Origin of the sequence: Streptomyces sp. 6-11-2 (genome assembly GCF_006540305.1) — a bacterium.
Taxonomy (GTDB): Bacteria; Actinomycetota; Actinomycetes; order Streptomycetales; family Streptomycetaceae; genus Streptomyces.
Genome location: NZ_BJOR01000001.1, coordinates 5,657,752 through 5,683,356 on the forward strand (window position 1 = coordinate 5,657,752; position 25,605 = coordinate 5,683,356).

Annotated in this window: 25 protein-coding genes; 15 read left to right on the forward strand and 10 right to left on the reverse strand. The window is 72.7% G+C overall.

What is annotated here, in order from left to right; all coding sequences use genetic code 11:
- Window positions 1-290 precede the first annotated feature (290 nt).
- On the forward strand, window positions 291-506 hold the full coding sequence (locus tag TNCT6_RS24945) for an I78 family peptidase inhibitor (RefSeq protein WP_141362342.1): 216 nt from the start codon (window positions 291-293) through the stop codon (window positions 504-506).
- A gap of 39 nt (window positions 507-545) precedes the next feature.
- Here TNCT6_RS24945 and TNCT6_RS24950 read toward each other — a convergent pair whose 3' ends face one another.
- Together TNCT6_RS24950 and TNCT6_RS24955 are read right to left on the reverse strand one after the other, a co-directional pair.
- On the reverse strand, window positions 546-1,577 hold the full coding sequence (locus TNCT6_RS24950) for a phosphatase PAP2 family protein (protein WP_141362344.1): 1,032 nt from the start codon (window positions 1,575-1,577) through the stop codon (window positions 546-548).
- 239 nt (window positions 1,578-1,816) lie between these two features.
- Complete coding sequence (locus TNCT6_RS24955) at window positions 1,817-3,019, reverse strand: hypothetical protein (RefSeq protein WP_141362346.1); 1,203 nt, start codon at window positions 3,017-3,019, stop codon at window positions 1,817-1,819.
- 291 nt (window positions 3,020-3,310) lie between these two features.
- Here TNCT6_RS24955 and TNCT6_RS24960 point away from each other — a divergent pair, with 291 nt between their 5' ends.
- Together TNCT6_RS24960 and TNCT6_RS24965 are read left to right on the forward strand one after the other, a co-directional pair.
- Window positions 3,311-4,912 carry an MFS transporter gene (locus TNCT6_RS24960; protein ID WP_141362348.1) on the forward strand — a complete coding sequence of 534 codons (1,602 nt, stop codon included), beginning with the start codon at window positions 3,311-3,313 and terminating at the stop codon, window positions 4,910-4,912.
- Between the two features lie 133 nt (window positions 4,913-5,045).
- Entirely contained in the window at window positions 5,046-6,257 is a 1,212-nt protein-coding gene (locus TNCT6_RS24965) for an acyl-CoA dehydrogenase family protein (RefSeq protein ID WP_141362350.1), read from the forward strand.
- Window positions 6,258-6,293: 36 nt separating this feature from the next.
- Here the strand turns inward: TNCT6_RS24965 and TNCT6_RS24970 are convergent, their stop codons facing one another.
- Window positions 6,294-6,731, reverse strand: coding sequence for a cell division protein SepF (locus TNCT6_RS24970; RefSeq protein ID WP_141362352.1), 438 nt, complete (start codon window positions 6,729-6,731; stop codon window positions 6,294-6,296).
- A gap of 290 nt (window positions 6,732-7,021) precedes the next feature.
- Here TNCT6_RS24970 and TNCT6_RS24975 point away from each other — a divergent pair, with 290 nt between their 5' ends.
- The 7 genes from TNCT6_RS24975 (at window position 7,022) to TNCT6_RS25005 (ending at window position 16,886) form a co-directional block, all read left to right on the forward strand.
- Entirely contained in the window at window positions 7,022-8,209 is a 1,188-nt protein-coding gene (locus TNCT6_RS24975; protein WP_172633012.1) for a DUF5685 family protein, read from the forward strand.
- A 113-nt stretch (window positions 8,210-8,322) separates the two neighbouring features.
- Window positions 8,323-8,664 (forward strand): hypothetical protein, encoded by a 342-nt coding sequence (locus TNCT6_RS24980; protein ID WP_141362356.1) that lies wholly within the window; start codon window positions 8,323-8,325, stop codon window positions 8,662-8,664.
- A gap of 271 nt (window positions 8,665-8,935) precedes the next feature.
- Window positions 8,936-9,844 carry a S1 family peptidase gene (locus tag TNCT6_RS24985; RefSeq protein WP_141362358.1) on the forward strand — a complete coding sequence of 303 codons (909 nt, stop codon included), beginning with the start codon at window positions 8,936-8,938 and terminating at the stop codon, window positions 9,842-9,844.
- A 167-nt stretch (window positions 9,845-10,011) separates the two neighbouring features.
- Window positions 10,012-10,848 (forward strand): slipin family protein, encoded by an 837-nt coding sequence (locus TNCT6_RS24990; RefSeq protein WP_141362360.1) that lies wholly within the window; start codon window positions 10,012-10,014, stop codon window positions 10,846-10,848.
- 248 nt (window positions 10,849-11,096) lie between these two features.
- Window positions 11,097-12,176, forward strand: a complete 1,080-nt coding sequence (locus TNCT6_RS24995; protein ID WP_141362362.1) for a S1 family peptidase — start codon at window positions 11,097-11,099, stop codon at window positions 12,174-12,176.
- A gap of 226 nt (window positions 12,177-12,402) precedes the next feature.
- Entirely contained in the window at window positions 12,403-15,870 is a 3,468-nt protein-coding gene (locus TNCT6_RS25000) for a DNA polymerase III subunit alpha (RefSeq protein ID WP_141362364.1), read from the forward strand.
- Complete coding sequence (locus TNCT6_RS25005; protein WP_141362366.1) at window positions 15,867-16,886, forward strand: hypothetical protein; 1,020 nt, start codon at window positions 15,867-15,869, stop codon at window positions 16,884-16,886. The genes TNCT6_RS25000 and TNCT6_RS25005 overlap by 4 nt, the downstream gene beginning before the upstream one ends.
- Window positions 16,887-16,903: 17 nt before the next feature.
- Here the strand turns inward: TNCT6_RS25005 and TNCT6_RS25010 are convergent, their stop codons facing one another.
- The gene (locus TNCT6_RS25010; RefSeq protein WP_141362368.1) at window positions 16,904-17,278 is read right to left on the reverse strand and encodes a cupin domain-containing protein; all 375 of its coding nucleotides are present in this window, start codon (window positions 17,276-17,278) and stop codon (window positions 16,904-16,906) included.
- A gap of 100 nt (window positions 17,279-17,378) precedes the next feature.
- Here TNCT6_RS25010 and TNCT6_RS25015 point away from each other — a divergent pair, with 100 nt between their 5' ends.
- A complete protein-coding gene (locus TNCT6_RS25015) occupies window positions 17,379-17,825 on the forward strand; it encodes a MarR family winged helix-turn-helix transcriptional regulator (RefSeq protein ID WP_141362370.1) in 447 nt (148 codons plus the stop codon).
- A gap of 185 nt (window positions 17,826-18,010) precedes the next feature.
- Window positions 18,011-18,871, forward strand: coding sequence for a triacylglycerol lipase (locus tag TNCT6_RS25020; RefSeq protein WP_141362373.1), 861 nt, complete (start codon window positions 18,011-18,013; stop codon window positions 18,869-18,871).
- Between the two features lie 60 nt (window positions 18,872-18,931).
- Here the strand turns inward: TNCT6_RS25020 and TNCT6_RS25025 are convergent, their stop codons facing one another.
- On the reverse strand, window positions 18,932-20,008 hold the full coding sequence (locus TNCT6_RS25025) for a lytic polysaccharide monooxygenase (protein ID WP_141362374.1): 1,077 nt from the start codon (window positions 20,006-20,008) through the stop codon (window positions 18,932-18,934).
- Window positions 20,009-20,240: 232 nt separating this feature from the next.
- Here TNCT6_RS25025 and TNCT6_RS25030 point away from each other — a divergent pair, with 232 nt between their 5' ends.
- Window positions 20,241-20,702, forward strand: a complete 462-nt coding sequence (locus tag TNCT6_RS25030; RefSeq protein ID WP_141366783.1) for a GNAT family N-acetyltransferase — start codon at window positions 20,241-20,243, stop codon at window positions 20,700-20,702.
- Between the two features lie 22 nt (window positions 20,703-20,724).
- On the opposite strand, the gene TNCT6_RS41725 is transcribed toward TNCT6_RS25030, so the two are convergent.
- A complete protein-coding gene (locus tag TNCT6_RS41725; protein WP_141362376.1) occupies window positions 20,725-20,859 on the reverse strand; it encodes a hypothetical protein in 135 nt (44 codons plus the stop codon).
- A 139-nt stretch (window positions 20,860-20,998) separates the two neighbouring features.
- Here TNCT6_RS41725 and TNCT6_RS25040 point away from each other — a divergent pair, with 139 nt between their 5' ends.
- Complete coding sequence (locus tag TNCT6_RS25040) at window positions 20,999-21,625, forward strand: bifunctional 2-polyprenyl-6-hydroxyphenol methylase/3-demethylubiquinol 3-O-methyltransferase UbiG (RefSeq protein ID WP_141362378.1); 627 nt, start codon at window positions 20,999-21,001, stop codon at window positions 21,623-21,625.
- A gap of 23 nt (window positions 21,626-21,648) precedes the next feature.
- Here TNCT6_RS25040 and TNCT6_RS25045 read toward each other — a convergent pair whose 3' ends face one another.
- On the reverse strand, window positions 21,649-22,167 hold the full coding sequence (locus tag TNCT6_RS25045; protein ID WP_141362380.1) for a DUF402 domain-containing protein: 519 nt from the start codon (window positions 22,165-22,167) through the stop codon (window positions 21,649-21,651).
- The gene (locus TNCT6_RS25050) at window positions 22,148-23,077 is read right to left on the reverse strand and encodes a GNAT family N-acetyltransferase (protein ID WP_141362382.1); all 930 of its coding nucleotides are present in this window, start codon (window positions 23,075-23,077) and stop codon (window positions 22,148-22,150) included. Before TNCT6_RS25050 ends, TNCT6_RS25045 begins: the two co-directional genes overlap by 20 nt.
- Window positions 23,078-23,163: 86 nt before the next feature.
- On the opposite strand from TNCT6_RS25050, the gene TNCT6_RS25055 reads away from it, so the two are divergent.
- Window positions 23,164-23,535 carry a GntR family transcriptional regulator gene (locus TNCT6_RS25055; protein WP_141362384.1) on the forward strand — a complete coding sequence of 124 codons (372 nt, stop codon included), beginning with the start codon at window positions 23,164-23,166 and terminating at the stop codon, window positions 23,533-23,535.
- A 24-nt stretch (window positions 23,536-23,559) separates the two neighbouring features.
- Here the strand turns inward: TNCT6_RS25055 and TNCT6_RS25060 are convergent, their stop codons facing one another.
- On the reverse strand, window positions 23,560-24,351 hold the full coding sequence (locus tag TNCT6_RS25060; RefSeq protein WP_141362386.1) for a DUF72 domain-containing protein: 792 nt from the start codon (window positions 24,349-24,351) through the stop codon (window positions 23,560-23,562).
- Window positions 24,352-24,387: 36 nt separating this feature from the next.
- Window positions 24,388-25,482, reverse strand: a complete 1,095-nt coding sequence (locus TNCT6_RS25065; RefSeq protein WP_141362388.1) for a DUF5925 domain-containing protein — start codon at window positions 25,480-25,482, stop codon at window positions 24,388-24,390.
- Window positions 25,483-25,605: the final 123 nt, after the last annotated feature.

Genomic DNA, 25,605 nt, shown 5'->3' on the forward strand with positions numbered 1-25,605 from the left:
CCGTGTCAGCTTCCGGGAACGGCCGCGGATTCGGAATGCGAGGGCGTCCCGGTGCGGTTCGCGGAACGCTTCTCGCGGCGCATTCGGCCGGACTTATCCGGGCGCTGTCCCGGCCGGTGGGAATTGCGTTCGCGGGACTGCGGAAGAGGGGCGGAACCGCCCGTACGTGTGACGGAGTGAGACCGTTCCGGAGGCTGGGGCTTGTGACACAAGTGTGACAGGAGAGGATCGAGTGACCCGCGTGCCGGGGTGGGCTTTCCCCGCCGCGAGCGGGCACCTAGCGTGGCGGTATGGCACCGATTCCCACTCCGCCGGCGGAACCCCAGGACAACCCCGACGCATATGTCGGCCTCGAGGCCGGACAGGCCGAACGGCTCGCGCGTGAACGGGGCTGGAGCACGGTGCGGTCACTGCCGCCGGGCGCGATCATCACCATGGAGTACCGGTTCGGACGGCTGAACTTCGAGGTCCGGGACGGCCGCGTGGCACGGGCCTGGAAGGGCTGAACCGCCGCGGGCGCTCCCGGATCCCGCGGCGGTCCGTCGTCAACTGCCCGTCAGGGGGCGGGCCGCCGAGGCCGTGCCGCGCGGGACGCGGTCGGGGTGCGGCGGCCTGCGGCTGCCGGCCGGGGTGACCGTTGTGCGCTCGGAGCGGCCCGTGTGCCGGCCCGGGGCGAGGTGGGCCGGTGGCCGGGACGTGCGTCCGGCGCCGACCGTCTCGTGGGCCACCGGGGTCTCGTCCGAGGCGGGGGCGCGTGGGGTGAACACGACGGGCGCGCCGACGGGTGCGGCGGGCGCGGGCACGGGTGCCGGGCGGCCGGGACGGGCACGCCAGCGGTCGCGCAGGTCGAACAGGGCGACCTCGGTCCTGGCGATCAGCGGCTCGAACCACGGCAGCGCCAGCAGGATCAGCAGCCCCGCGGCCCAGCCGAGGAGCACGTCGCTCAGCCAGTGCGTCCCCAGGTAGACCGTGGTCAGGCCGACGCCGAGCGCCGTCACCGCGGACAGTGCCGACAGCCAGCGGCGCGCTCTCGGGGTGGAGGCCAGATAGGCCAGGATGCCCCAGGTCACCACGGCGTTGGCGGTGTGGCCGCTGGGGAATATATCGCCGCCCAGGCCCATCTCGTTCGAGCCGATGACGGTCGCGTAGTGGGGTCCCAGACGTCCCATGCCGATCTTCGCGGCGCCGACCGTGGCGTTGAGCAGCAGCAGCGAGGCGGCGAGGGTCAGCAGCGGGCGCAGCGTGTGCTGCCGCCAGGAGCGCCAGCCCAGCCATGCGCAGACCATCACGGCGGTGGGGCCGCGCTGGCCGAGCACCACGTAGTAGTCGAGGAACGCGTGGATCTGCGGCCACTGCTGGTACGGCCGGAAGAACATGACCTGCCAGTCGAGCCGGACCAGCCACGAGGTGGTGACCACGGCCCAGACGATGGCCAGGTAGAAGGCGAGCGTCGCCGAGAAGAGCACGAACCGGTGGCGGCTCATTCGCGGCATGTCGATGTGCGCCGGCCGTTGCGGCTCACGGTCCAGCCTGGCGAACACCCGGTCCAGGCGGGTGAGGGTTCGTTCGGTACGCACCCAATCGACGTTACAGCGAGTGAGGTGTGTTCCCTGACGAAGCACGTGATTTGTGATGACCACGTGATGTGGGATTGCTCTCAACGGGGCTTTATATCCACGGAATCCGCAATCACGAACGAACCCGTCCCGCATTTCCTTTGATCATTCCGGTGGGACGCTTATGCGGCGCTTATGAATGCGTTGACCGAACGTCCGGATGAAATTCCATGCGCCCTCGGCCGGTCGGAGCCGTCCGGTCACGGGGGACCGGAGCCGTTCAGCCAGAACGCCCCGTAGACTGCCGAGGCCACCGCGACGCCGCCCACGATCAGCGCCGATCGGGCCACGCGCGTCCGGGCGAGCGCCGACGCGAGCGGCAGCAGCAGCGGGAAGGCGGGCAGCAACAGGCGCGGCTTGGAACCGAAGTAGCTCGACGCGCACAGGGCGAGTGCGGTCACGACACCCGAGTACACCAGCAGCGCGAGCGGCTGCCGCTGCCGTACGCCGGTGACGTACAGCCAGATGACCCCGGCGACCCCGAGGATCAGCCCGGCCCCGGCGAGGGCCGAGGGGAAGGACGTGAACTTGTCGGCGACGAAGCGGGCGAAGGCGTACCCGCCGTCGAAGCCGTTGCGCCAGCCGGCCTGGACGTGGAGGTAGCCGAAAGGGCCCTCGCCGGTGCGGTGGCCGACCCACAGGACGTATCCGGCGGCGCCGAGCGGGGCGAGCGCCATGCCGAGCAGGCGGCGGGCGGTGGCGTGCCCGGTGGCGACCGGGGCGCGGTGCGCGTCCCGCGCGCCGTCCGCCGCCGTGGCGCTCCGGTCTTCCACGAACGAGGCGAGCGCCGCCGCCCACACCGCCGCGACCACCGCGAGACCCACCGGCCGCGTGAGTCCCGCCAGCAGGGCCAGGGTGCCCGCCGTCACCCAGCGGCCGGTGAGCACGGCGTACAGCGCCCAGGCGGCGAGGGCCGTGAACAGCGACTCGCTGTAGGCCATGGACTGCACGATCCCGACCGGCAGCACCGCCCACAGCAGCACGGCCGCGACGCCGGTCCCGCGGCCGTACACGTGATCGGCGACCGCGAAGATCCCCCAGGCCGCGGCGAGGGAGGCCGCCAGGCTGACCGCGAAGCCCGCGTCGGCGTACGACAGCGGGCTCACCGCGGCGAGCAGCCGCTCCAGCCAGGGCAGCAGCGGGAAGAAGGCCAGGTTCGAGTGCACGTCCCCGTTCGGCAGGCGTACCTCGTAGCCGTAGCCGAGCCCGGCCACCCCGGCGTACCAGAGCGAGTCCCAGCGGGCGGTCAGCAGCGTGTACGCGCTCTTGCCGCGCTCGGCACTCCACAGCGCCAGGACGATCAGGCCCAGAGCACGCACGGCGGCGTACCCGAGGAGGGCCGGGGCGGCCCTGCGCAGGGCCCCGGCGCGGACCACTGCCACGCGCGTCGCAAGATCGCTCACGGACTCGATTATCGGTGCTGCCGGTAACCGGAGCGGCCACCGGGGCACGCCCACGGGGCGCTCACCGGGAACTTACGGGGCATTCACGGGGAAGCGGAGTGGCGCACGCCACACGGGTTGAGCGCCTGCTCTGAGAGGTGAGCCACGCGCCATCCGGGCGAATGAGCGTAGTCTGACGTGTCACTCGCACGTCGTCGCGCAGGTCGGGGGCCCACTCCGCTCCGGCCGAGCCACGGGGAGTCCCCACCCCGCGGGCCGCCGAACGCGAGGGCTCATCTGGGAGGTACGTACATGTCCGGGACGACCGCGGCCGCCGACCGGCTGCGCCGTCGGGCGGCGGGTGCCGGTGCCAACCGCTGGGTCGTCCTGGTCGTCCTCTGCGTCAGCCTGCTGCTGGTGGCGGTGGACGCGACCGTGCTGCACGTGGCGGTGCCCGCGGTCACCGAGGATCTCAAGCCCGGCGCCATCGAACTGCTCTGGATCGTCGACACCTATCCCCTTGTCTGCGCCTCGCTGCTGATCCTGTTCGGCACGCTGGGCGACCGGGTCGGCCGCAGACGGATCCTGCTGCTGGGCTATGCACTCTTCGGCATCGCCTCCGGTGTGGCGGCCTTCGCCCCCAACCCCCAGATGCTGATCTTCGCGCGGGCGCTGCTCGGCGTCGGCGGCGCCATGATCATGCCGGCCACGCTGTCACTTCTGCGGCAGGTGTTCCCGGACCGGCGCGAGCGGGCGCTGGCGATCGGGATCTGGAGCGCGGTCGCCGCGGTGGGCGCGGCGGTCGGGCCGCTGCTCGGCGGCTTCCTGCTCGAGCACTTCTGGTGGGGGTCGGTCTTCCTCGTCAACATCCCGCTGATGCTGGTCAGCCTGCCGGTGGGCCGGCTGCTGCTGCCCGAGTCGACCGGCGGCCGCAACGGGCCCTGGGACGTGGTCGGCGCGTTGCTGGCGGCGGCCGGACTGTTCGGTGTGGTGCTGGGCGTGAAGCGGCTCGGCGGCGGGGAGACGGCGCTGAGCGCGCTCACCGTGGGGCCGCTGGTGGTCGGCGCGGCGCTACTGGTGACGTTCGTACGGCGGCAGCGGCGGCGGACGCAGCCGCTGGTGGACCTCAGGATGTTCGCGCGCCCGGCGTTCAGCACGTCGGTGGGCTGCATCGTGCTGGCCATGCTGGCGCTGGTCGGGCTCGAACTGATCGCGGCGCAGTACCTGCAACTGGTGCTCGGGCTCTCGCCGCTCGCCACGGGGCTGCGGCTGCTGCCGCTGACGTTCGCCGCGATGGCGGCCGGACTCGCCGGGGCGCGGCTGCTGCGGCGGCTCGGGCCGCGGCGGATGGTGTCCTTCGGGTTCTGTGTGACCGCCGCCGCGGTGGTGGTGCTCACGGCGATGGGCGGCCGGGACAACCCGGGACTGCTCCTCGCCGGCTTCGCGCTGCTCGGCTTCGGCCTGGAGATGACGCTGTTCGGGGCGTACGAGTCGATGCTGAGCGAGGCGCCGCCGGCGCAGGCGGGCGGAGCGGCGGCGATCGGGGAGACGTCCTATCAGCTGGGCGCGGGGATGGGCATCGCCCTGCTGGGCACGGTGATGAACGCGGCGTACGCGCCCGGGCTCGCCGATGTGCCGGGGGTGCCGGCGAAGGACTCCGGAGCCGCGGCGCACTCGCTGGGGGAGGCGTACGAGGTCGCCGAACAGCTCGGCGGGCCGGTCGGTGCCGCCCTGCGGCGGGCGGCCCGGGACGCCTTCGTGCACGGGCTGCATGTGACGCTGCTGGTGAGCGCGGGGCTGTTGCTGCTGGGGGCGGTGATGGCGCTGCGGCTGCCGCGGGTGATGCACTGTGAGGAGCCGGCGGTCGAACTGCCCGCGCAGCGGGAGGCCGAGAGGTCCCGCGTCTCGGCATGAGCGCCCTCCCTCTCCGGCGGTCGGCGCCGCGGCGGGGGAGGAGCACGCTGGACGTGCGCGGCTCCGCGCCGTAACGTCGGGCCGGAGTCGCACAACTAGCGGTGCTAGGTTTCAGTTGCCGGAGGGTGTCCCCATGTCCTCGCAGTCGTCCCCGTCGTCCTCGTCGTCCCCGGTGCCCTCGTTCGACCCCGCAGACCCGCTCGGGATCGACGACCTGCTGGACCCGGAGGACCTGGCCGTCCGCGACACCATGCGGCAGTGGGCCGCCGACCGTGTCCTGCCCCGGGTCGCCGAGTGGTACGAGAAGGGCGAGCTGCCCGTCATCCGGGAACTGTCCCGCGAGCTCGGCAGCATCGGCGCCCTCGGCATGTCCCTGACTGGATATGGCTGCGCGGGCGCCACCGCCGTCCAGTACGGGCTCGCCTGCCTCGAGCTCGAGGCCGCCGACTCCGGCATCCGGTCCCTGGTCTCGGTGCAGGGCTCGCTCGCCATGTACGCCATCCACCGGTTCGGAAGCGAGGAGCAGAAGCAGAGGTGGCTGCCTCCCATGGCCGCCGGCGAGGTGATCGGCTGCTTCGGGCTCACCGAGCCCGACCACGGCTCCGACCCCGGCTCCATGCGCACCCACGCCAAGCGTGACGGCACCGACTGGATCCTCAACGGCCGCAAGATGTGGATCACCAACGGCTCCGTGGCCGGCGTCGCCGTCGTCTGGGCGCAGACCGAGGACGGCATCCGCGGCTTCCTCGTGCCGGCCGGCACCCCCGGGTTCTCCGCCCCGGAGATCAAGCACAAGTGGTCCCTGCGGGCGAGCGTCACCAGCGAGCTGGTCCTGGACGACGTACGGCTGCCCGCCGACGCCGTACTGCCGGAGGCCACCGGGCTGCGCGGACCGCTCGGCTGCCTCTCGCACGCCCGCTACGGCATCGTCTGGGGTGCCATGGGCGCGGCCCGCTCCAGCTTCGAGGCCGCCCTCGACTACGCCAAGTCGCGCGAGCAGTTCGGCAGGCCCATCGGAGGCTTCCAGCTCACCCAGGCCAAGCTCGCCGACATGGCGGTCGAACTGCACAAGGGGATTCTGCTCGCCCACCATCTGGGGCGGCGCATGGACGCCGGCCGCCTGCGTCCCGAGCAGGTCAGCTTCGGCAAGCTCAACAACGTACGAGAGGCGATCGAGATCTGCCGTACCGCGCGGACGATTCTCGGGGCGAACGGGATCTCCCTGGAGTACCCCGTGATGCGGCACGCGACCAACCTCGAGTCGGTGCTCACCTACGAGGGCACCGTCGAGATGCACCAGCTCGTGCTGGGCAAGGCGCTCACCGGGTTCGACGCCTTCCGGTGAGCCCCGAACGGGGCAGGGCCGGTGTACGGCCCTGCCTCAGCTCTGGTTGAAGAACCCGTCCGCGCGGTGCACCGCCGGGTCCCCGTTGACGATCTCGGTGTCGGCGGGGGACAGCAGGAACACCCGGGTGGACACGCGGTCGATGGAGCCGCGCAGCCCGAAGACGAGCCCGGCCGCGAAGTCGACCACGCGCTTGGCGTCGGAGGCTTCCATGGCCGTCAGGTTCATGATGACGGGCACGCCCTCCCGGAACAGCTCGCCGATGGCGCGGGCGTCCCGGAAGCTGTCCGGTGTCACCGTGCCGATCCGGCGGCCCTTGTCCTCTGCCGTGTCCGCAGCCACCTTCACCCGGGGGTCGGTGACCCAGGCGTCCCCGGACTCGGTCCCTTCCGTGTAGTCGTCGTCGTAGTAGCGCTCGTCATCGTTGTCGTCGACGAGGCCGAGCCACGCACTCGCCTTGCGTACCGATCCCATGGACGCCTCCTCTCACAGCGGTCTTTTCTGCATTCCGCATCCCTATGGTCATCCATGATGCTGACAACGCGCCAAGTGAACAGGCGGCGCACGGGGGGTTTGTGACGGTACTGGTGCACGACCAATACGTCGAGAGCCCGTATGCCCCAAGGATTTTGACCCACACAACTGCTGACTGAGAGTGAAATATTATTGTTCTCGGCATATGGGTGACGGTCGGGGCGTACGGGTGAACGAAGGGGTCGGTACGATGCCGCGACTCAACGTCCTGCACACCAAGGGGGATGGTCGTGTTCGGAATCGTCAGGCCCTGCCGTCACCGGCTCGGGGAAGGACTCGGCGCCGAGTGGATGGCCCACTTGTGCGGGCTGTGTCTGGCCCTGCGCGGTGACCACGGGCAGTTCGCGCGGATCGTGACGAACTACGACGGGCTGCTCGTCTCGGTCCTGACGGAGGCTCAGGCGGAGAGGGCCGGGCGGGCCGACGGCCTGCGGCGTACCGCCGGGCCGTGCCCGCTGCGCGGAATGCGCACCGCGTCCGTCGCCCTCGGCGAGGGACCGCGACTGGCGGCGGCCGTCTCACTGGTGCTGGCCTCGGCCAAGGTGCGCGACCACGTCGCCGACGGCGACGGACTGCTGGCGCGCCGGCCGGTGGCGCTCGCCGCGCATCGGGTCGCCGACAACTGGAGCCGGGCGGGCGCCCGTACGGGGGCCGGTGTCGGATTCGACACCGCGGTGCTCCTGGACGCGGTGGACCGTCAGTCGGGCCTTGAGGCGCTCGCCGGTCCCGGGACGCCGCTCCTGGCCGTCACCGAGCCCACCGAGACCGCGACCGCCGCGGCCTTCGCGCACACCGCGCTCCTCGCCGGGCGGCCGGGCAACGCCGCCCCGCTCGCCGAGGCCGGGCGCCTGTTCGGACGGCTGGCGCACCTCCTGGACGCCGTGGAGGACCGCGAGTCCGACGCCGCCACCGGCGCCTGGAATCCGCTCACCGTCACCGGGACGCCGCTCGGCGAGGCGCGCCGGCTCGCGGACGACGCGGTGCACGGCATCCGGCTCGCCCTGAGCGAGGTGGAGTTCGGCGACGGACGGCTCGCCCATCGGCTGCTCGTGCACGAGCTCCGGCGCTCCGTCGACCGCGCCTTCGGCACCGAGTCCTGCGGGCACGCGCCCGAGGGGGCCTTCGGCCCGTCGCAGGGACCGTACGCCCCGCAGGCTCCGTACAACCCGAACCACCCGTACGCCGGGGGCGGTGAGCCCCCGCGGCCCGGCGGGCGCGGGTTCTGGGCCGCGTGCGCGGTGGCCGTCGGGCTGTGCTGCACCTGCAAGGTGTGCTGCGCCGACGAGTTCGAGGGTCCGTGGTCGGGCAAGAAGCGCTCGGGCTGCTGCAACAACTGCGACTGCTCGTGCTGCGAAGGGTGCGACTGCTGCTGTGACGGCTGCGACTGCTGTGACGGCTGCTCGTGCTGCGACTGCTGACCACCGCCGGCCGTACACCCCGTCCACCAGCTGCCCCGGCCACGAGCCCCGGGCCCGGACGATGGGCGGCGGCGGGGTTTGGCCGCCGGGCCGCGTATGGAAGGGCTCATCTCATGATGGACCTGTCCGACCCGTGGAAGCAGGGACGCGCGCGCCGTTCCGAGACGGCGCCGGCGCCCGGCGACCCGCTCGCCCGGACCGGCGTGTCCGGGCCCGGGGGCTATCCGGAGCATCGAGTTCCGGACATCCCCCGAGCCCGGACGGCCGAGGGCGAAGCGGTCGCGGTCACCGCTGCCGGGGCGGACGAACCGGCCTTCGGCGGACGGCCCTTCGGCGGCCGGGTGCGGCTCGCCGCCGGCGCGGGACCGGAGCGGGCCTCCCGGGCCGACCTGCGCGAGCGCCCGGCCGGACGGCGCCGTGAGGGCATATGGGGTGCGGGGGCCACGACGGCGTGACAGCGGCGGGGGGACACGGGCCCGGCCCGGGGTCGCCTTCCCGCTGTTGACCACATGTCAATTCCCCCTGATCGCACATAGTTCACTCGAATCGCACATGGTCGCGCGGCCGAAAGGCGCCCTTGCGCCGACCGGTCGTTCGGCCGAATACTCCCCCACAGCGCTTGTCAGGGGCACGGCGTGTTCGGAATCCGAACATCCGTCCGCTGACTGCGCCTCACGGGCCCCGACCCCACGCGGGCCCCCGACTTCCTTTGTGGAGGAACGAAAAGTGAGGATCAAGCGCACCACTCCCCGCAGCGGCGTGACGAGACGGACCCGGCTGATCGCCGTCGCCTCCGGCTTCGTGGCCGCAGCCGCGTTCGCGGTCCCCAGTGCGAACGCGTCCGACACTCCCACCACCTTCAGCGCGTCCCAGCTCACCACCGCGAGCGACTCCGTGCTCAAGGCCGACATCCCGGGCACCGCCTGGACCGTCGACAGCAAGACCAACCGGGTCGTCGTCACCGTCGACAGCACGGTCTCCCAGGCCGACATCGCCCGGATCAAGCAGCAGGCGGGGGGCAACTCCGGCGCCCTGACCATCAAGCACACCGCCGGCAAGTTCAACAAGCTGATCTCCGGCGGCGACGCCATCTATGCGAGTAGCTGGCGCTGCTCGCTGGGCTTCAACGTCAAGGACAACAGCGGCAACTCCTACTTCCTGACCGCCGGTCACTGCACCGACGGTGCGGGCACCTGGTGGTCGAACTCCTCCCACACCACCACGCTCGGCACCACCGCCGGCTCCTCCTTCCCCGGTCACGACTACGGCATCGTGCGCTACACCAACACCTCGGTCGCCAAGCCGAGCGCCGTGGGCAGCGTGACCATCACCAGCGCGGCCACGCCGTCCGTGGGTACCACCGTCTACCGGCGCGGCTCGACGACCGGCATTCACAGCGGCAGGGTCACGGCGCTCAACGCGACGGTCAACTACGGCAACGGCGAGATCGTCAACGGTCTCATCCAGACCACCGTCTGCGCCGAGCCCGGTGACTCCGGCGGCTCGCTGTACTCCAACAGCGGCATCGCCTACGGCCTGACCTCCGGCGGCAGTGGCAACTGCACCTCCGGCGGTACGACCTTCTTCCAGCCGGTCACCGCCGCGCTGAGCGCCTACGGGGTCCACATCGGCTGACGTCCCTCTGTGCCGGGCCGCGGAGTGCGCGGCCCGGCGCCCCCCGCGCTCCACAGCGAAGAGCCCCCGTACGCAACCGGCGTGCGGGGGCTCGCCCTTGGGCGCGACGCGGGTTACGGTCGAAGGGCCGTGAGCCTGCGCGCCCGTGCCGGATTGGGGGGACCGTGATGGTCGAGGAACTGGTGACGGCGGGGGTGGCGCTCGCGTCCGCCGGAGCGGTGGGCCTGATGGTGGCGGCGCGGGTCGTCAAGCAGTACGAGCGGGGCGTGGTGTTCCGCCTCGGCAGGCTGCGCCCGCAGGTGCGCGGACCCGGGCTCACGCTGATCGTCCCGTTCGTGGACCGGCTCCAGAAGGTCAGCATGCAGATCGTGACGATGCCCGTGCCGGCGCAGGAGGGCATCACCCGGGACAACGTGACGGTGCGTGTGGACGCCGTCGTCTACTTCAAGGTGACCTCGCCGGCCGAGGCGCTGGTCCAGGTGGAGGACTACCGCTTCGCGGTCTCGCAGATGGCGCAGACCTCGCTGAGGTCCATCATCGGCAAGAGCGAACTGGACGACCTGCTGTCCAGCCGCGAGAAGCTCAACCAGGGGCTGGAGCTGATGATCGACAGCCCGGCCGTGGAGTGGGGCGTCACGATCGACCGGGTGGAGATCAAGGACGTGTCGCTGCCCGAGACGATGAAGCGGTCCATGGCCCGGCAGGCGGAGGCCGACCGTGAGCGCCGGGCGCGGGTCATCAACGCGGACGCGGAGCTCCAGGCGTCGAAGAAGCTGGCCGAGGCGGCCCAGCAGATGGCGGACACGCCCGCCGCGCTGCAACTGCGGCTCCTCCAGACCGTGACGGCGGTCGCCGCCGAGAAGAACTCCACCCTGGTCCTGCCCTTCCCGGTCGAGCTGCTGCGGTTCCTGGAGAAGGCGCAGCAGCAACTTCCCGCGGCGGCTCCGGCGCCCGCGCCCCGAGTGGAACCCGCGCCCGAGAGGCCGAATTCGAGCCAGGGCTAGACCTCGCGGAATGTGGACCGGTCATCCGCACGTGGTGTTTGCGCTGTGAATGTTGCGTGAACGCCCCAGCGGTGATCTCGGGGGACAGGTCGATACGCAGGGGACATACGCCCGTTGACGTATACGCGTCCAGAACACGACCTTGTGTGCGCGCTGGGGGCATCGGAATAGTGGGCGCCGTTCAACCGCCTTCCGGCTCGTCGGGTCCCCACTACCTCACGGGTCGGTCCCCCACAGGAAGACGTCAGTTGAAGCATCGACGCATACCCGGACGCCGTGCGGCCGTGGCGGGTGCGGGCATCGCCGCCCTGCTCGTCGCGGGAGTCACCTTCCAGAGTGCGAACGCCAGTGAACCCGCGAAGGCCCCCGAGGTCCGGACCCTTTCGTCCGCGGCGGCCGGAAAGCTCGCCTCGACGCTCGTGCGGGACCTCGGCGCCGACGCCGCGGGCACGTACTACGACGCCACGACGAAGAGCCTTGTAGTGAACGTGCTCGACGCGAGTACCGCCGAGACCGTCGAACGGGCGGGTGCCAAGGCCAGAGTCGTACGGAACTCCCTCGCCGAACTGACCGGCGCCCGCACCGTGCTGGAGAAGGACGCGACCATCCCCGGCACCTCGTGGGCGACGGACCCCGTGACCAACAAGGTCGTCGTCACCGCCGACAGCACGGTCTCCGGGGCCGAGTGGACCACGCTGAGCGAGGTCGTCGACGGGCTCGGCGCCAAGGCCGAACTCAGGCGTTCGAAGGGGGAGTTCAAGCCCTTCGTCGCGGGCGGTGACGCGATCACCGGCTCCGGCGGCCGCTGCTCGCTCGGCTTCAACGTGGTCAAGGGCGGCCAGCCGTACTTCCTCACCGCCGGCCACTGCACGGAGGCGATCTCCACCTGGTCGGACGCCGGTGGCACGGTGATCGGCCAGAACGAACGGTCCAGCTTCCCGGGCGACGACTTCGGTCTGGTCAGGTACACCGCGAGCGTGGACCACCCGAGCGCGGTGAACCTCTACAACGGCTCGACGCAGGCGATCACCAGGGCGGGCGAGGCGACCGTCGGCGAGAAGGTGACCCGCAGCGGCTCGACGACCCAGGTGCACAGCGGCACGGTCACCGGTCTGAACGCCACCGTGAACTACGCCGAGGGCACGGTCAGCGGTCTGATCCAGGCCGATGTGTGTGCCGAGCCCGGTGACAGCGGCGGCTCCCTGTTCGACGGCGACACCGCGATCGGCCTCACCTCCGGTGGCAGCGGCGACTGCACCTCGGGCGGTGTGACCTTCTTCCAGCCGGTCACCGAGGCCCTCTCGGCGACCGGCGCCCAGATCGGCTGATCCCGGCCCCGGCCTCCACACAGCCGGCGAAAGCCCCGCCCTCACGAGGGCGGGGCTTTCGCATGGCCGTCACGCCCCTCGCGCTCCGGGCGCCGGGCGTTTGCGCAGGTGAGACACGCTCGAACGGATGTCGCACAGACGTTCGGAAATTGGTTTATGGTGGGGGTGAGAGAGATGGGAACTGATGTTCGAGGGCGGTCACGGCTCACGAGTGCGGGAGGTGCGGATGCCGGACTTCACGCATCTGCACACCGCCTCCGGGTTCTCCCTGCGCTACGGCGCCTCGCACCCGGAGCGGCTGGCCGAGCGCGCCGCGGAACGGGGCATGGACGCGCTCGCGCTCACCGACCGCGACACCCTGGCCGGCTCGGTCCGCTTCGCCAAGGCCTGCGCCGCGGCGGGCGTCCGCCCCCTGTTCGGTGTGGAACTGGCGGTCGAGACCGCGGAGCCCGTACGGCGGGAGCGGCGCCGCACCCCCGTACGCGGAGGCGCCTTCGTCGACGAGTCGGCCCCCCGGGCCACCTTCCTCGCCCGCGCCGGCGCCCGCGGCTGGGCCGATCTGTGCCGCCTGGTCACCGCCGCCCACTCCGGGCTCACGGCTGCGCGCGAACAGGGCGGACCCCCGTCTCCGGGCACCCCGCTGCTGCCCTGGCCCGGCAACCACGCCGACGGCCTGACCGTCCTGCTCGGGCCCGACTCCGACGTCGGCCGCGCCCTCGCCGCCGGCCGCCCCGACCGGGCCGCGAGACTCCTCGTGCCCTGGCGTGAGACCTACGGCGACGCCCTGCGCCTGGAGGCCGTCTGGCACGGCCGCACGGGCACCGGACCCGGCTCGCTGCGCCTGGCCGCCCGCACCGTCGGCTTCGCCGCCGAGCAGCGGATCCGGCCCGTGCTCAGCAACGCCGTCCGGTACGCCGACCCGGGCCAGGGCCCGGTCGCCGACGTGCTGGACGCCGCCCGCCGGCTCGTCCCCATCGACCCGGCCAAGGAGCTGGACTCCGGCGAGGCCTGGCTGAAGGAACCGGACGCCATGCTGCGCGCTGCCGAGCGGATCGTGGAGGCCGCCGGCTTCCGCACCGAGGCCGCCCACCGCCTGCTGGAGCAGACCCGGGCGACGGCCGCCGAGTGCCTGGTCGACCCCGAGGACGACCTCGGCCTGGGCACCGTCCACTTCCCCGAGCCGCACCTCGTCGGCGCCGGCTGCCGCACCGCCCAGCGCGTACTCGCCTCCCGGGCGGCGGCGGGCATGGTGCTGCGTGGCTACGCCGGCCGCCGGGACTACTGGGAGCGGATGCACCGGGAGCTGGACATCATCGCCCACCACGGCTTCGCCACCTACTTCCTCACCGTCGCCCAAGTCGTCGACGACGTGCGGAAGATGGGCATCCGGGTCGCCGCCCGCGGCTCCGGCGCCGGCTCCCTCGTCAACCACCTCCTCGGCATCGCCCACGCCGACCCGGTCGAGCACGGGCTGCTGATGGAGCGCTTCCTGTCCAAGCGGCGCACGGCCCTGCCCGACATCGACATCGATGTGGAGTCCGCGCGCCGGCTGGAGGTCTACCGCGAGATCATCGGCCGGTTCGGCACCGAACGGGTCGCGACCGTCGCCATGCCGGAGACGTACCGCGTACGGCACGCCATCCGCGATGTCGGGGCCGCCCTGTCCATGGATCCCGCCGACATCGACCGCATCGCCAAGTCCTTCCCGCACATCCGTGCCCGCGACGCCCGCGCGGCGCTCGACGAGCTGCCCGAGCTCAGGGAGCTGGCGGGGGAACGGGACAGGTACGGCAGGCTGTGGGAGCTGGTCGAGGCCCTGGACGCCCTTCCCCGCGGGGTCGCCATGCACCCCTGCGGTGTCCTGCTCTCCGACGCCTCCCTGCCGTCCCGCACACCGGTCGTGCCCACCAGCGGCGAGGGCTTCCCCATGTCCCAGTTCGACAAGGACGACGTGGAGGACCTCGGGCTGCTCAAGCTGGACGTGCTGGGGGTGCGGATGCAGTCGGCGATGGCGCACGCGGTCGCGGAGGTGGAGCGGACCACGGGGGAGCGGATCGACCTGGACTCCCTGCCGGACGGCGACCCGGCGACGTACCGGCTCATCCGCTCCGCCGAGACCCTCGGCTGCTTCCAGATCGAGTCCCCGGGCCAGCGCGACCTGGTCGGACGTCTCCAGCCGGCCGGCTTCCACGACCTGGTCGTCGACATCTCCCTGTTCCGGCCCGGTCCGGTCGCCGCCGACATGGTGCGGCCGTTCATCGAGGCCCGGCACGGGCGGGCGCCGGTGCGCTATCCGCACCCCGACCTCCGGGAACCGCTGGAGGAGACGTACGGGGTCGTCGTCTTCCACGAGCAGATCATCCACATGCTGCACCTCATGACCGGCTGCGGACGCGACGAGGCCGACCGGGTGCGGCGCGGGCTGTCCGACCTGGAGTCGCAGGGGCGGATCAAGGTGTGGTTCGCGCAGCACGCGGCGGCGAAGGGGTACGACGCGGAAACGATTCACCGCACCTGGGAGATCGTCGAGGCGTTCGGCTCCTACGGCTTCTGCAAGGCGCACGCGGTCGCCTTCGCCGTGCCGACGTACCAGTCGGCGTGGCTGAAGGCCCATCACCCGGCCGCCTTCTACGCCGGGCTGCTCACGCACGACCCCGGGATGTACCCGAAGCGGCTGCTGCTGGCGGACGCGCGGCGGCGCGGGGTGCCGATCCTGCCGCTGGACGTGAACAGGTCGGGAGTCGCCCACCGTATCGAACTGGTGTCTGAGCAGAAGCCGGGTTCTTCCGGTATGTGGGGACTCCGGCTGGCCCTCTCCGATGTGCACGGCATCAGCGAGGCCGAGGCGGCGCGGATCGCGGACGGACAGCCCTACGCCTCGCTGCTCGACTTCTGGGAACGGGCCCGGCCCAGCCGCCCGGTCGCCGCCCGGCTCGCCCAGGTGGGCGCGCTGGACGCGTTCGGCGCCAACCGCCGCGACCTGCAACTGCACCTGACCGAACTGCACCGCGGCGCCCGCGGCGCGGGCGGCGGCCAACTGCCGCTGGCCGGCGGGAGAAGGACGGCCACGGCCGGGCTCCCCGACCTGTCCGACGCCGAACGGCTCAGCGCCGAGCTGGGCGTGCTCTCCATGGACGTCTCGCGGAACCTGATGGACGACCACCGGAAGTTCCTCGACGAGCTGGGCGTGGTCCCGGCGCGCCGGCTGCGCGAGGCCCGGCACGGCGAGACGGTACTGGTCGCGGGCGCCAAGGCGGCCACCCAGACCCCGCCGGTCCGGTCCGGCAAAAGGGTCATCTTCACCACGCTGGACGACGGCACCGGCCTGGTCGACCTCGCCTTCTTCGACGACTCCCACGACGCCTGCGCGCGCACCGTCTTCCACTCCTGGCTGCTGCTGGTGCGCGGCGTGGTGCAGCGGCGCGGCCCGCGCAGCCTCAGCGTGGTGGGCGCCGCGGCCTGGAACCTGGCCGAACTCGTCGAACTGCGTGCCGAGGGCGGACTCGACGAAGTGGCGGCGCGCCTGGCCGGACCGGCACCGGAGGAGCCCGGTGACGGCGCCCCCACGCGCGGCCGGACGATCCGCATGTCCACGGGGTATGAGATGCACCCCTGGGCCGATCTGCGTCCCGCGGGCGAAGGCCCGCCGGGTGGAAGGAAGTTGTGGCACCAGAGTCCAGGGAGTGCGGGATGACGGTTCTCTGCGTACGTTTCCAGCTGCCGCCGATGTACGAGGCCGCCCTGCCGGGGCTGCTCGGGCTCCTCGGGGAGTTCACCCCGGTCGTCGAGGCGCTGCCGCCGGACGGGGCGCTGGCCGATCTGCGGGGCGCCGAACGGTACTTCGGGCGCGACGCGGTCGAGCTGGCGTCGGTGATCCGGGTCCGCGCCCTCGCGCTGCACGGCGTGGACTGCGTGATCGGCGCCGGGCCGGGCCCGATGCTGGCCCGCATGGCCCTGCGCGACGCCCGGCCCGGACTCACGTGCGCGGTGCCCGGCGAACCGGACGCCGTGGCGGGGTTCCTGGCCGAGCGGCCCGTCACCGCGCTGCCCGGCGTCGGCGCGGTGACGGCCCGCACCCTGGACGAGTACGGCCTCGACACCCTGGGCCGGGTCGCCGCCGCGCCCCTGTCGACCCTCCAGCGACTGGTCGGCGCCAAGTCCGGCCGCGAACTCCATGAGAAGGCGAACGGCGTCGACCGGAGCCGGGTCGTACCGAACGCCGTCTCCCTCCCCCAAGCTCTCGGCCGCGTTCGAGGAGGGGGGAACCCCGTGCTCGCGGCGGAACGCCCCTTCGACCGGGACGAACTGGACCCCGACCGGCACCGCAGGGCGCTGTTGTCGGCCGCCGGGGAACTGGGCTCCCGGCTGCGCGCCCTGGGCAAGGTCTGCCGCACCCTGACCCTCACCGTGCGCTACGCCGACCGGACCCCGGTCGGTACCACCCGCAGCCGCACGCTGGCCGAACCGACCGCGCACTCGGCCGCGTTGACCGGAGTCGCGTACGCCCTGTACGAGGCCCTGGGACTCCAGCGCGCCCGGGTCCGCGCGCTCGTTCTGCGCGCCGAGGGCCTCGGGCCCGCCGAACAGGCCTTCCACCAGCTCGCCTTCGACCCCGCCGACGAGAAGGTCCGCCGTATCGAGGAGGTCGCGGACCGCGCGCGAGCCCGGTTCGGCCCGCGGGCGGTGATGCCGGGCACGCTGGCCGCGTGACTCCCCTCGGATCGGGGTCAGTTGGCCCACGGCGGAGTGAGCACCGTGCCGTTCGCCAGACGGGCCTGAAGGCCGATGGACGTGGTGACCCAGGAGACCGCGGTGCGGTCCGCCGGGTTCTCCACGGTGAGCGTCGCACCGGCGTTGATGATCACCGTGTCGCCCGCGGCGACGCGCTCGGTGCGGCCGTCGAGCGTGATCAGGAGTTCGCCGTCGAGCAGGTGGAGGATCTCCTCGTGGGTGACGGTGTGGGCCGGGGCCTTGGTGCCGGCGGGGATCTCGCCGCGCCAGGCGCACAGCTGCCTGGACCCGGTCCGCGGGGTGGCGTACGAGACGAAGCGGGCGCCGTGGATCTCGTGGGTCACGGCGTCGGACGGGCGGACGACGGGCATGGGTGTCTCCTCGGAAGTGATGGTCAAGTTGCTTGACTAAATGGCCCGCAATCATAGTCAAGCTGCTTGACTGTCTCGTCAAGGGTGTTTCAATGCCTCCGTGCAGAACTCCGAGGCCATGGCCCTGTCCGCCACCCTGCTGGCCGTCGCCGGCGAGCTGACCCAGCGCATTCACGGCGGCGTCGTCGCCCGCGGCTTCGAGGGGCTCCGGCCGGCGCACGGCTTCGCGTTCGCGCGGCTGGCCCCGGACGGGGCGACGGTCACCGAGCTGGCCGCCCATCTGGGGGTCACCAAGCAGGCCGCCAGTCAGCTCGTCGACGAGATCGTGCGCAAGGGATACGCGGAGCGCCTGCCGCATCCCCAGGACGCGCGGGCCCGTCTGATCGTGCTGACCGAGCATGGCTGGGCCTGCACCCGCGCGGCGGAGGAGTCGGCCGCCGATGTCGTGCGGGCGTGGGGCGAGGTGATCGGTGAGGGTGAAGTGCGCGCGCTGTGGGGGAAGTTGGCGCGTCTCGCGCCGTACGGTCCGATCCGGCCCGCTTGGTGACGGTGCGTCAGGCGTGTTACATCACGACCCTCGGCCGTATCCGGGCGTCGCCCGAAGTTTTTACTGACGCGTAACTTCACAGTTCTACTACTCGTCCGTAACTTGACGAGTGAACAGCATCCCGTGATCCGGATCACAGGGCGTAGTGCCGTCGCACCTCCCTTGAGCCGCAAGGAGATCACCCGATGCTGCCCTTCAAGCGCGTCCTCAGACCACTGGCCGCCCTGCTGCTGGCTGCCGCCCTCGCCACCGCCCCCGCCGCCACCGCTCACGCGGCCACTGCTCCGAGCAGCGGCTGGAACAACTACAGCTGCAAGCCCTCCGCCGCCCACCCCCGTCCGGTCGTCCTCGTCCACGGCACCTTCGGCAACTCCGTCGACAACTGGCTGTCTCTCGCGCCGTATCTGAAGGACCGCGGCTACTGCGTCTTCTCCCTCGACTACGGCCAGTTGCCGGGCGTCCCGCTCTTCTACGGCCTCGGCCCCATCGACAAGTCGGCCGAGCAGCTGTCCGCCTTCGTCGACAAGGTGCTCGCCGCGACCGGCGCCCCCAAGGCCGATCTCGTCGGCCACTCGCAGGGCGGGATGATGCCCCGCTACTACCTGAAGTTCCTCGGCGGAGCCGCCAAGGTGAACGCCCTCGTCGGCATCGCGCCCGACAACCACGGCACCACCCTCAGCGGCCTCACCAACCTCCTGCCCTACTTCCCGGGCGCGAGCGACCTGCTCAAGGCCGCCACCCCCGGCCTCGCCGACCAGATCGCCGGGTCCGCCTTCCTCACCAAGCTCAACGAGGGCGGCGACACCGTGCCCGGCGTGCACTACACGGTCATCGCCACCAAGTACGACGAGGTGGCCACGCCGTGGCGCACCCAGTACCTGACCGGCCCCGACGTGCGCAACGTCCTGTTGCAGGACCTGTGCGCGGTCGACCTGTCCGAGCACGTGACGATCGGCACGATCGACCGCATCGCCTTCCACGAGGTGGCCAACGCGCTCGACCCGGCGCACGCCGGCGCCACCACCTGCGCGTCGGTCTTCAGCTGACGTGGCTCGGGGCCTGCCCGGCCTGAGCCGCCGGACAGGCCCCGCGTTCGACGGGCCGCGTCAGCGGCCCCGTCCGCCGCCGGCCGCGGCGCGACGGCGGACCGAGGCGAACAGGGCCGCCGAGCCGAGCGCCAGGGCGGCCGCGCCGCCGACCGCGAGGTACGCCGTGCGGCCGTCGCCTCCGGTCTCGGCCAGGTTCACCGGGCTGCCGGCGGCCCGCGGCCGGTTCGGCTCGTCGGCGGCGGCCTGTGCGGCGCGGTCCGCAGCGGCCGTGTCCCCGGCCGACCGCACGGCCGGGTCCGAAGCCGGATGCGACGCCGGGCTCGCGGCCGGCTCCGCCGACGGGGGCGCCACCGGATCCGTCGTGGTCCGGGCGTCGTCGTCCCCGTGGCCGTGGTGCTCGACCGACGACCTGCCGGCGCCGTCCTCGATCTGCCGCTCGGTCGGCGCGGAGGCGGCCGGCGCCGGGGCGGAGCCGCCGGACGCGCCGCCGCCGCTCCCGCCGCCGTAGGTGACGTCCGAGCAGGAGTAGAACGCCTCCGGGCTGTCCGAGCGCTGCCACACCGCGTACAGCAGGTGCCTGCCCGAGCGTTCGGGCAGCGTGCCGGAGAAGGTGTAGAAGCCGTCCGCGGCGACCGGGTCGGTGGCCGTCGCCACCGGATGCGCCAGATCGAGGTCGTCCCAGGCCGGCGACTTGGCCGGGTCGTAGCCGGGCTTGGTGAGGTAGACCGTGAAGGTGCCCTTGTGCGGGGCGGTCACGCGATACCTGAAGGTGTACGCGCCGCTGTGCACGCCCGTCGCGGGCCAGTCCGCGCGGGGCAGGTCCAGCCCCTTGAACTCCTCGTTGCCGGCGCTGCACAGCCTGCCGTCCGGTATCAGCTCCCGGTGGCGGCCGTCCGCGTCGCCGATCCGGATGCCGTTCCAGTCGTACAGCGCCTGGGTGCCGCCGGCCTCGACGGCCGCCTTGCAAGCCGCCGACTTCGGGCTCTCCGGTCCCTCCGCGTAGCACTGGGCCACCCGACTGACCGGGTCCCCCATGGAGCCGTGCGCGGCCGCGGGCGCCGCGGCGAGCGCGGTCAGGGCCAGCGGGGCCAGGCCGAGGACGGCGGAAGCGGCGGCCGTGCGGCGTGCGGGCATCAGGGGGACTCCTCGGGGCGGTTGTTCTGACACGGCGGGACGGATCCCGTGGGCGGGACGGATCCCGTTGAGTGGGACGGATCCCGTGGGGGTGATCAGAAGCTAGCCGCAAGGCACCGCGAAAACGCCGGTTGGAGGCGGTGCGGGGAGATCCTTATGCTCGCGTTAAGGGAGCGCTGAGGCTGCGCTCAGGTGGGGATGGGACAGGGGCTGAGCGGTGGGCGCGCAGGGCATGGCGGGCGAGGGGATCAGGGCGGCGTCCGCCGCCGAGGTGCCGGCCGTGAAGGCGGTGACCGACGCGGCCTACCGCCCCTACATCGAGCGCATCGGAGTCGTCCCGGCGCCCATGGAGGCGGACCACGCGGCGAACGTGGCGGCGGGGAAGGTGTTCGTCGTCCGGGAGCCCGAAGGGGGCCGGGTGACGGGACTCGTCGTGATCGAGGCGCGCGCGGACCATCTCTTCCTCGACAGCATCGCCGTCCACCCCGACGCGCACGGCACGGGGGTGGGGCGGCGGCTGCTGGAGTTCGTGGACACGCGCGCGCGTGCGCTGGGCCTGCCCGAGGTCAGGCTCTACACGAACGCGCTGATGTGGGAGAACCAGCGGATCTATCCGCGCTTCGGCTACGAGGTCGTCGAGCGCCGTGTGGACGGGCCCTACGACCGCGTCCACTACCGCAAGCGGCTGGTCTGACGTCTCATCGCCCGGCCGCCGGTCATGTGTCCGGCCACCACGTGCGCGCGATGTCCTTGCGGACCTCGGGCCGCCCGGCGGGACGCCGGTCCGCTTCCTCGCGGACGCGGCGGGCGTCCGTCTTCCTCAGGGGCTTCTGCACTGTCACTCGGCGCATGGCTGCCTCCTTCGAGGCCTACCGGGTCCGTCTTCGTACGGAGGTAGGACCTTTCGGGCGAGAGTCGCTTATCGGTGCGGGTCTGTCTGTGGCGGCTGTCACGATTCGGTTGTCAGTGGTCGGTGTCACTCTGGGGTGCATGAGTGCGCATACGACGACCGACGGTGACGGGGCGGGCTGGGCCGGGGTGGACTGGGACGCCCAGGCCGCCGTCTTCGACGAGGAGCCGGATCACGGGCTGCGCGACCCGGGGGTGCGCGCCGCCTGGGCCGAACGGCTGCGCGGCTGGCTTCCCGGGCGCCCCGCCGAGATCCTCGACCTCGGCTGCGGCACCGGCAGCCTCTCGCTCCTCGCGGCCGAGCAGGGGCACCGGGTGACCGGCGTCGACCTGTCCCCGGCGATGGTGGAGCGGGCCCGGGCGAAGCTCGCCGGCCACGACGCGGTGTTCCTGGCCGGCGACGCGGCGAACCCGCCGGTGGGCGGGCAGCGCTTCGACGCCGTCCTGGTCCGGCACGTCCTGTGGACACTGCCCGACCCCGCCCGCGCGCTGCGGCACTGGCAGGAACTGCTGCGGCCGGACGGACGGCTCGTCCTGATCGAGGGTGTCTGGGGCACGCTCACCCCCGTCGGCATACCCCCGGACCGGCTGACCATGCTTCTTCGGCCACTCGTCTCCCACATCCACCTGGAGTCACTGTCGGCCGACGCGCGGCTGTGGGGCCGTGAGGTGGACGACGAGCGGTACGCGGTGGTGGCCTCGGACTGAGCCCGCGCGAGCCGGTGCGGGAATCAGGACAGCAGCGCCTCGAAGCCGCCCTCGCGGGCCAGTCCCTCCAGTTCGTCGAGGGCGGCCAGGGCGGCGACCGCCGCCCCGGGGTCGGTGCGCGCCAGGCCGCTCGCCGCGAACTCGTCCTCGTCCAGCCGTCGTACGTCCGTGCCGTCGGCGGAGCGCCACAGGTCCAGGTCGAGGTCCTCGACGACGAGGTCCGTGCCGGAGCGGGTGGCGGGGCGGGTGACGTCGCAGTACCAGCCCTTCAGTGCGCCTGAGGCGTCGCGGACCTCCTTCACCGAGTACCAGCGGTCCCGCCAGTAGTGCTCGGTGAAGACGTCGCCCGGCTCGAAGCGTACGAAGCCGAAGTCGCGGGCGCCCTCGCCCGCCCACGCGGCCCGGACGGTGAGGCGCGTGCCGTCGTCGGACACGAGCACGCCCCGGTAGCGGATCTTGGTGCGGCCGCCCTTGACGAGGACGACGTCCACCTCCGTCGGCGCCGGCGGCCGGCCGCCGGCCTCAGCCGAGTTCGCGGACATGGCGCACCTCCGTCCCGCAGACCGCGTACCCGAACCACTCGTTGATCGCGATCATCGGCGCGTTGCCGGTGTCGTTGCCCGTGAACGCCTCCGTGTACCCGGCGGCCCGGGCGCGGTGCAGCGAGTCGTTCTTGGCGAGCTTGGCCAGGCCCCGGCCGCGGAAGGCGCGGGCGGTGCCCGTCATGGCGGTGGAGTAGCGGGTGCCGCCGTCCGTACGGGCCGCGGTGAAGGCCGCGGGACGGCCGTCCACCACCGCCACCGACGTCAGTTCGGGGCTGAACAGCGGGTGCCGCCAGGTCTCCGCCAGCCAGGCCGCGTAGTCGGTGAACTCGTAGTCCACGTCGCTGGGTTCGTCCGCCGTGGTCTCCGCGTCCAGCTCGAACAGGGGGCGCGGGTCGTCGGCGAAGTCCGTGCCCCGGCGCAGTTCCACACCAGGCGGCGGGTCCTGCCGCGGCGGCAGGGTGCCGCCCGCCAGGTCCAGGCGGAGGAAGTGCGCGCTCCGGCTCGCGCGGTAGCCGTGCCGCTCGGCAAAGGCGCGGTTGCCCGGCTCGTCCAGGACCCAGGAGTGCAGCCTGGTCGCCCCGTGCGCGGCCAGATGTTCCTCGGCGGCCCGTACGAGGAGCGTGCCGGCGCCGCGGCGGGTGTGCTCGGGATGCACGTACACGTTGATGTTGCCCTGGCCGGGCTCGGTGCTCTCGTGGGACAGGTGCACCTGCGCGGTGCCGATCACCTCGCCGTCCGCCACGGCGACCAGCGGCCGGTAGCGGGCGTCGCGGTGCAGATGGGTGAGGTCGTGGACGAGTGAGCCGGGGGTGAACAGTATGAACGGCAACGCGAGGTGCCGGACACGGGCGAAGCCCTCGAGGTCGGCCGGCGCGTCGGGGCGGAGGTCGCGGATGATCACGGTCATGGAGGGGCACGCTACGGCGGAGACCGGGCGGGGTGCCTCCCATTTTCCGCTGGGCCGCACGCGCGCGGGTGCGGGACAATCACCCCGTGACCTTGAAGATCCACATCGAGGACGGCGCACCTCCCTACGAGCAGGTGCGGGCGCAGATCTCCGAGCAGGCGCGGTCGGGGGTGCTGCCGGTGGGGTACCGGCTGCCCACGGTGCGCGGGCTGGCCGAGTCGCTCGGGCTCGCGGCGAACACGGTCGCCAAGGCCTACCGGGCGCTGGAGGCGGACGGCGTGATCGAGACGCGCGGGCGCAACGGCACGTTCGTCGCCGCCGCGGACTCGGCGGCGGCGCGGGAGACCGCGGCCGCCGCCCAGGCGTACGCCGAGCGGGTGCGACGGCTCGGGCTCACCGAGGACGACGCGCTCACCGCCGTGCGGGACGCCCTGCGGGCGGCCTACGGGGAGCGGTAGGGGAGCGGCGGCCCCGCAACAGACTCACCGGCCCGGCGGAACCTTCTGCCGGTCACCCGTGAGCGCCGGAGTGCGGGTCACCGCCAGGCCCGCGCTCCTGGCCGCCCGTGCGAACACCACCGCGTCCTGGACCGCCGCCCCCGTCGGGTCGTTGTTGAAGTAGGCGTACACGTCCCGCGTGTCCGGCCAGGTCGTGGCGATCCGGTCGACCCAGGTCTCCAGCGACCGCCGGCCGTAGTGCGGCCAGGCCCGGGCGCGGCCCACGTGGAAGCGGACGTACCCCCAGCCGGCCGTCCGCCACAGCGGCGTGACCGGGCGGGCGTAGGCGTCGGCCCAGCACAGGGCGGCGCCCCGGGCCCGGAGGACCTCGCGCACCTCCGGCGTCCACCACGACTCGTGGCGCGGCTCGACCGCGACCCGGGTGCCGGACGGGAAGCACGCCAGGCAGGCGTCCAGCAGTCCCGGATCCGCGCGCAGGGTCGGCGGGAGCTGGAGCAGCACCGGGCCCAGCCGGTCGCCGAGGCCCGCCGCGTGCGTCATCAGGCGGTGCACCGGCTCCCCGGGGTCCTTCAGCCGCTTGATGTGGGTGAGGTACCGGCTCGCCTTCACCGCGACCACGAAGTCCGCCGGGACCCGCTCCCGCCAGGCCTCGAAGGTCTCCCGCGCGGGCAGCCGGTAGAAGGCGTTGTTGACCTCCAGGGTGGCGAAGGCGGCGGCGTACTCCTCCAGCCACAGCCGTGTGGGGCACCTCTGCGGGTACAGCACGCCCCGCCAGTCCTTGTACTGCCAGCCCGACGTCCCGACGAACAGGGTCATACGCCCATCAAAGCACCGGTGCCCGCCCGGGACCCGTCACAGGTACAGACCCGCGTCGGCCCCCTCGCGCGGCTCCGGCAGCGCCGTCGGCGACGTGCCCCGCCGCAGCGCGTACAGCTCGGCGAGGGTCGCCCCGTCGCGGCCCACCCCTTCCTCGGTGCCCAGCCAGTTCACCGCCTCCCGGCGGGTCAGCCGGCCCACCTCGATGCGGGCCAGGCACCGGCCCGGGCGGACCACGGCCGGGTGCAGGCGCTCCAGGTCCTCGTTGGTCGTCACCCCGACCAGCACGTTGCGCCCCTGGCCGAGCAGTCCGTCGGTGAGGTTCAGCAGCCGGGACAGGGCCTGGCCCGCGGTGTGCTTGGCCTCGCCGCGGATCAGCTCGTCGCAGTCCTCCAGCAGGAGCAGCCGCCAGCGCCCCTTGCCCGCCGTGTCCTCCTCGCCGATGGCGATGTCCATGAGGTAGCCCACGTCGCTGAACAGCCGCTCCGGGTCCAGCACGCAGTCCACCTGGCACCAGTCGCGCCAGGACCGGGCCAGGGTCCGCAGCGCCGAGGTCTTGCCCGTGCCCGGCGGGCCGTGCAGCAGGAGCAGCCGGCCCGCGATGTCCTCGGGGGTCGTCTTCATCAGCCGGTCCATGGCGTCCGCGACCGGGCCGGTGTAGTTCGGCCGCAGCTCGTCCCAGGTGCCCGCCGAGATCTGCCGGGTGGTGCGGTGCGGGCCGCGCCGGGGCGAGACGTACCAGAAGCCCATCGTCACGTTCTCCGGCTGTGGCTCCGGCTCGTCCGCGGCGCCGTCCGTCGCCTGCTCCAGCACCTTCGCGGCCAGCTCGGCGCTGGTCGCGGTGACCGTGACGTCGGCTCCCCGGTTCCACCGGGAGATCAGCAGCGTCCAGCCCTCGCCCTCGGCGAGGGTCGCGCTGCGGTCGTCGTCGAGGGCCGCGCGCAGCACCTGGGCGTCCTTGGGCAGCAGGGTGGCGCCGGGGCGCACGCGGTCGATGTTCGCCGCGTGCGAGTACGGCTGCTCGCCCGTCGCGAAGCGGCCGAGGAACAGCGCGTCGACGACGTCGGACGGCGAGTCGGAGTCGTCGACGGTGAGCCGGATCGGCAGAGCGTCGTGCGGGTTCGCGGGCATGCCGCCATGATCCGTCACGCGGGCGCCGTGCGCACCCGGTTTCCCCCGCGCGTCCCGTGCCGGCGCCCGGACGGAGTCCGTCGCGGGCCGAGCCTGCCGGAACCCTGTCCCGCGGATGATTTC

Excerpts from the sequence above, each read along its gene's own strand:
- TNCT6_RS24970 (WP_141362352.1), bottom strand. The coding sequence starts at position 6,731 with ATGGGATCGGTACGCAAGGCGAGTGCGTGGCTCGGCCTCGTCGACGAC.
- TNCT6_RS25045 (WP_141362380.1), bottom strand. The coding sequence starts at position 22,167 with ATGTCCGCGAACTCGGCTGAGGCCGGCGGCCGGCCGCCGGCGCCGACG.
- TNCT6_RS41725 (WP_141362376.1), bottom strand. The coding sequence starts at position 20,859 with ATGCGCCGAGTGACAGTGCAGAAGCCCCTGAGGAAGACGGACGCCCGC.
- TNCT6_RS25030 (WP_141366783.1), top strand. The coding sequence starts at position 20,241 with ATGGCGGGCGAGGGGATCAGGGCGGCGTCCGCCGCCGAGGTGCCGGCC.
- TNCT6_RS24990 (WP_141362360.1), top strand. The coding sequence starts at position 10,012 with ATGGTCGAGGAACTGGTGACGGCGGGGGTGGCGCTCGCGTCCGCCGGA.
- TNCT6_RS24965 (WP_141362350.1), top strand. The coding sequence starts at position 5,046 with ATGTCCTCGCAGTCGTCCCCGTCGTCCTCGTCGTCCCCGGTGCCCTCG.
- TNCT6_RS24945 (WP_141362342.1), top strand. The coding sequence starts at position 291 with ATGGCACCGATTCCCACTCCGCCGGCGGAACCCCAGGACAACCCCGAC.
- TNCT6_RS25010 (WP_141362368.1), bottom strand. The coding sequence starts at position 17,278 with ATGCCCGTCGTCCGCCCGTCCGACGCCGTGACCCACGAGATCCACGGC.
- TNCT6_RS25065 (WP_141362388.1), bottom strand. The coding sequence starts at position 25,482 with ATGCCCGCGAACCCGCACGACGCTCTGCCGATCCGGCTCACCGTCGAC.
- TNCT6_RS24960 (WP_141362348.1), top strand. The coding sequence starts at position 3,311 with ATGTCCGGGACGACCGCGGCCGCCGACCGGCTGCGCCGTCGGGCGGCG.
- TNCT6_RS25025 (WP_141362374.1), bottom strand. The coding sequence starts at position 20,008 with ATGCCCGCACGCCGCACGGCCGCCGCTTCCGCCGTCCTCGGCCTGGCC.
- TNCT6_RS25050 (WP_141362382.1), bottom strand. The coding sequence starts at position 23,077 with ATGACCGTGATCATCCGCGACCTCCGCCCCGACGCGCCGGCCGACCTC.
- TNCT6_RS25020 (WP_141362373.1), top strand. The coding sequence starts at position 18,011 with ATGCTGCCCTTCAAGCGCGTCCTCAGACCACTGGCCGCCCTGCTGCTG.
- TNCT6_RS25040 (WP_141362378.1), top strand. The coding sequence starts at position 20,999 with ATGAGTGCGCATACGACGACCGACGGTGACGGGGCGGGCTGGGCCGGG.
- TNCT6_RS25005 (WP_141362366.1), top strand. The coding sequence starts at position 15,867 with ATGACGGTTCTCTGCGTACGTTTCCAGCTGCCGCCGATGTACGAGGCC.
- TNCT6_RS25060 (WP_141362386.1), bottom strand. The coding sequence starts at position 24,351 with ATGACCCTGTTCGTCGGGACGTCGGGCTGGCAGTACAAGGACTGGCGG.
- TNCT6_RS24980 (WP_141362356.1), top strand. The coding sequence starts at position 8,323 with ATGATGGACCTGTCCGACCCGTGGAAGCAGGGACGCGCGCGCCGTTCC.
- TNCT6_RS25000 (WP_141362364.1), top strand. The coding sequence starts at position 12,403 with ATGCCGGACTTCACGCATCTGCACACCGCCTCCGGGTTCTCCCTGCGC.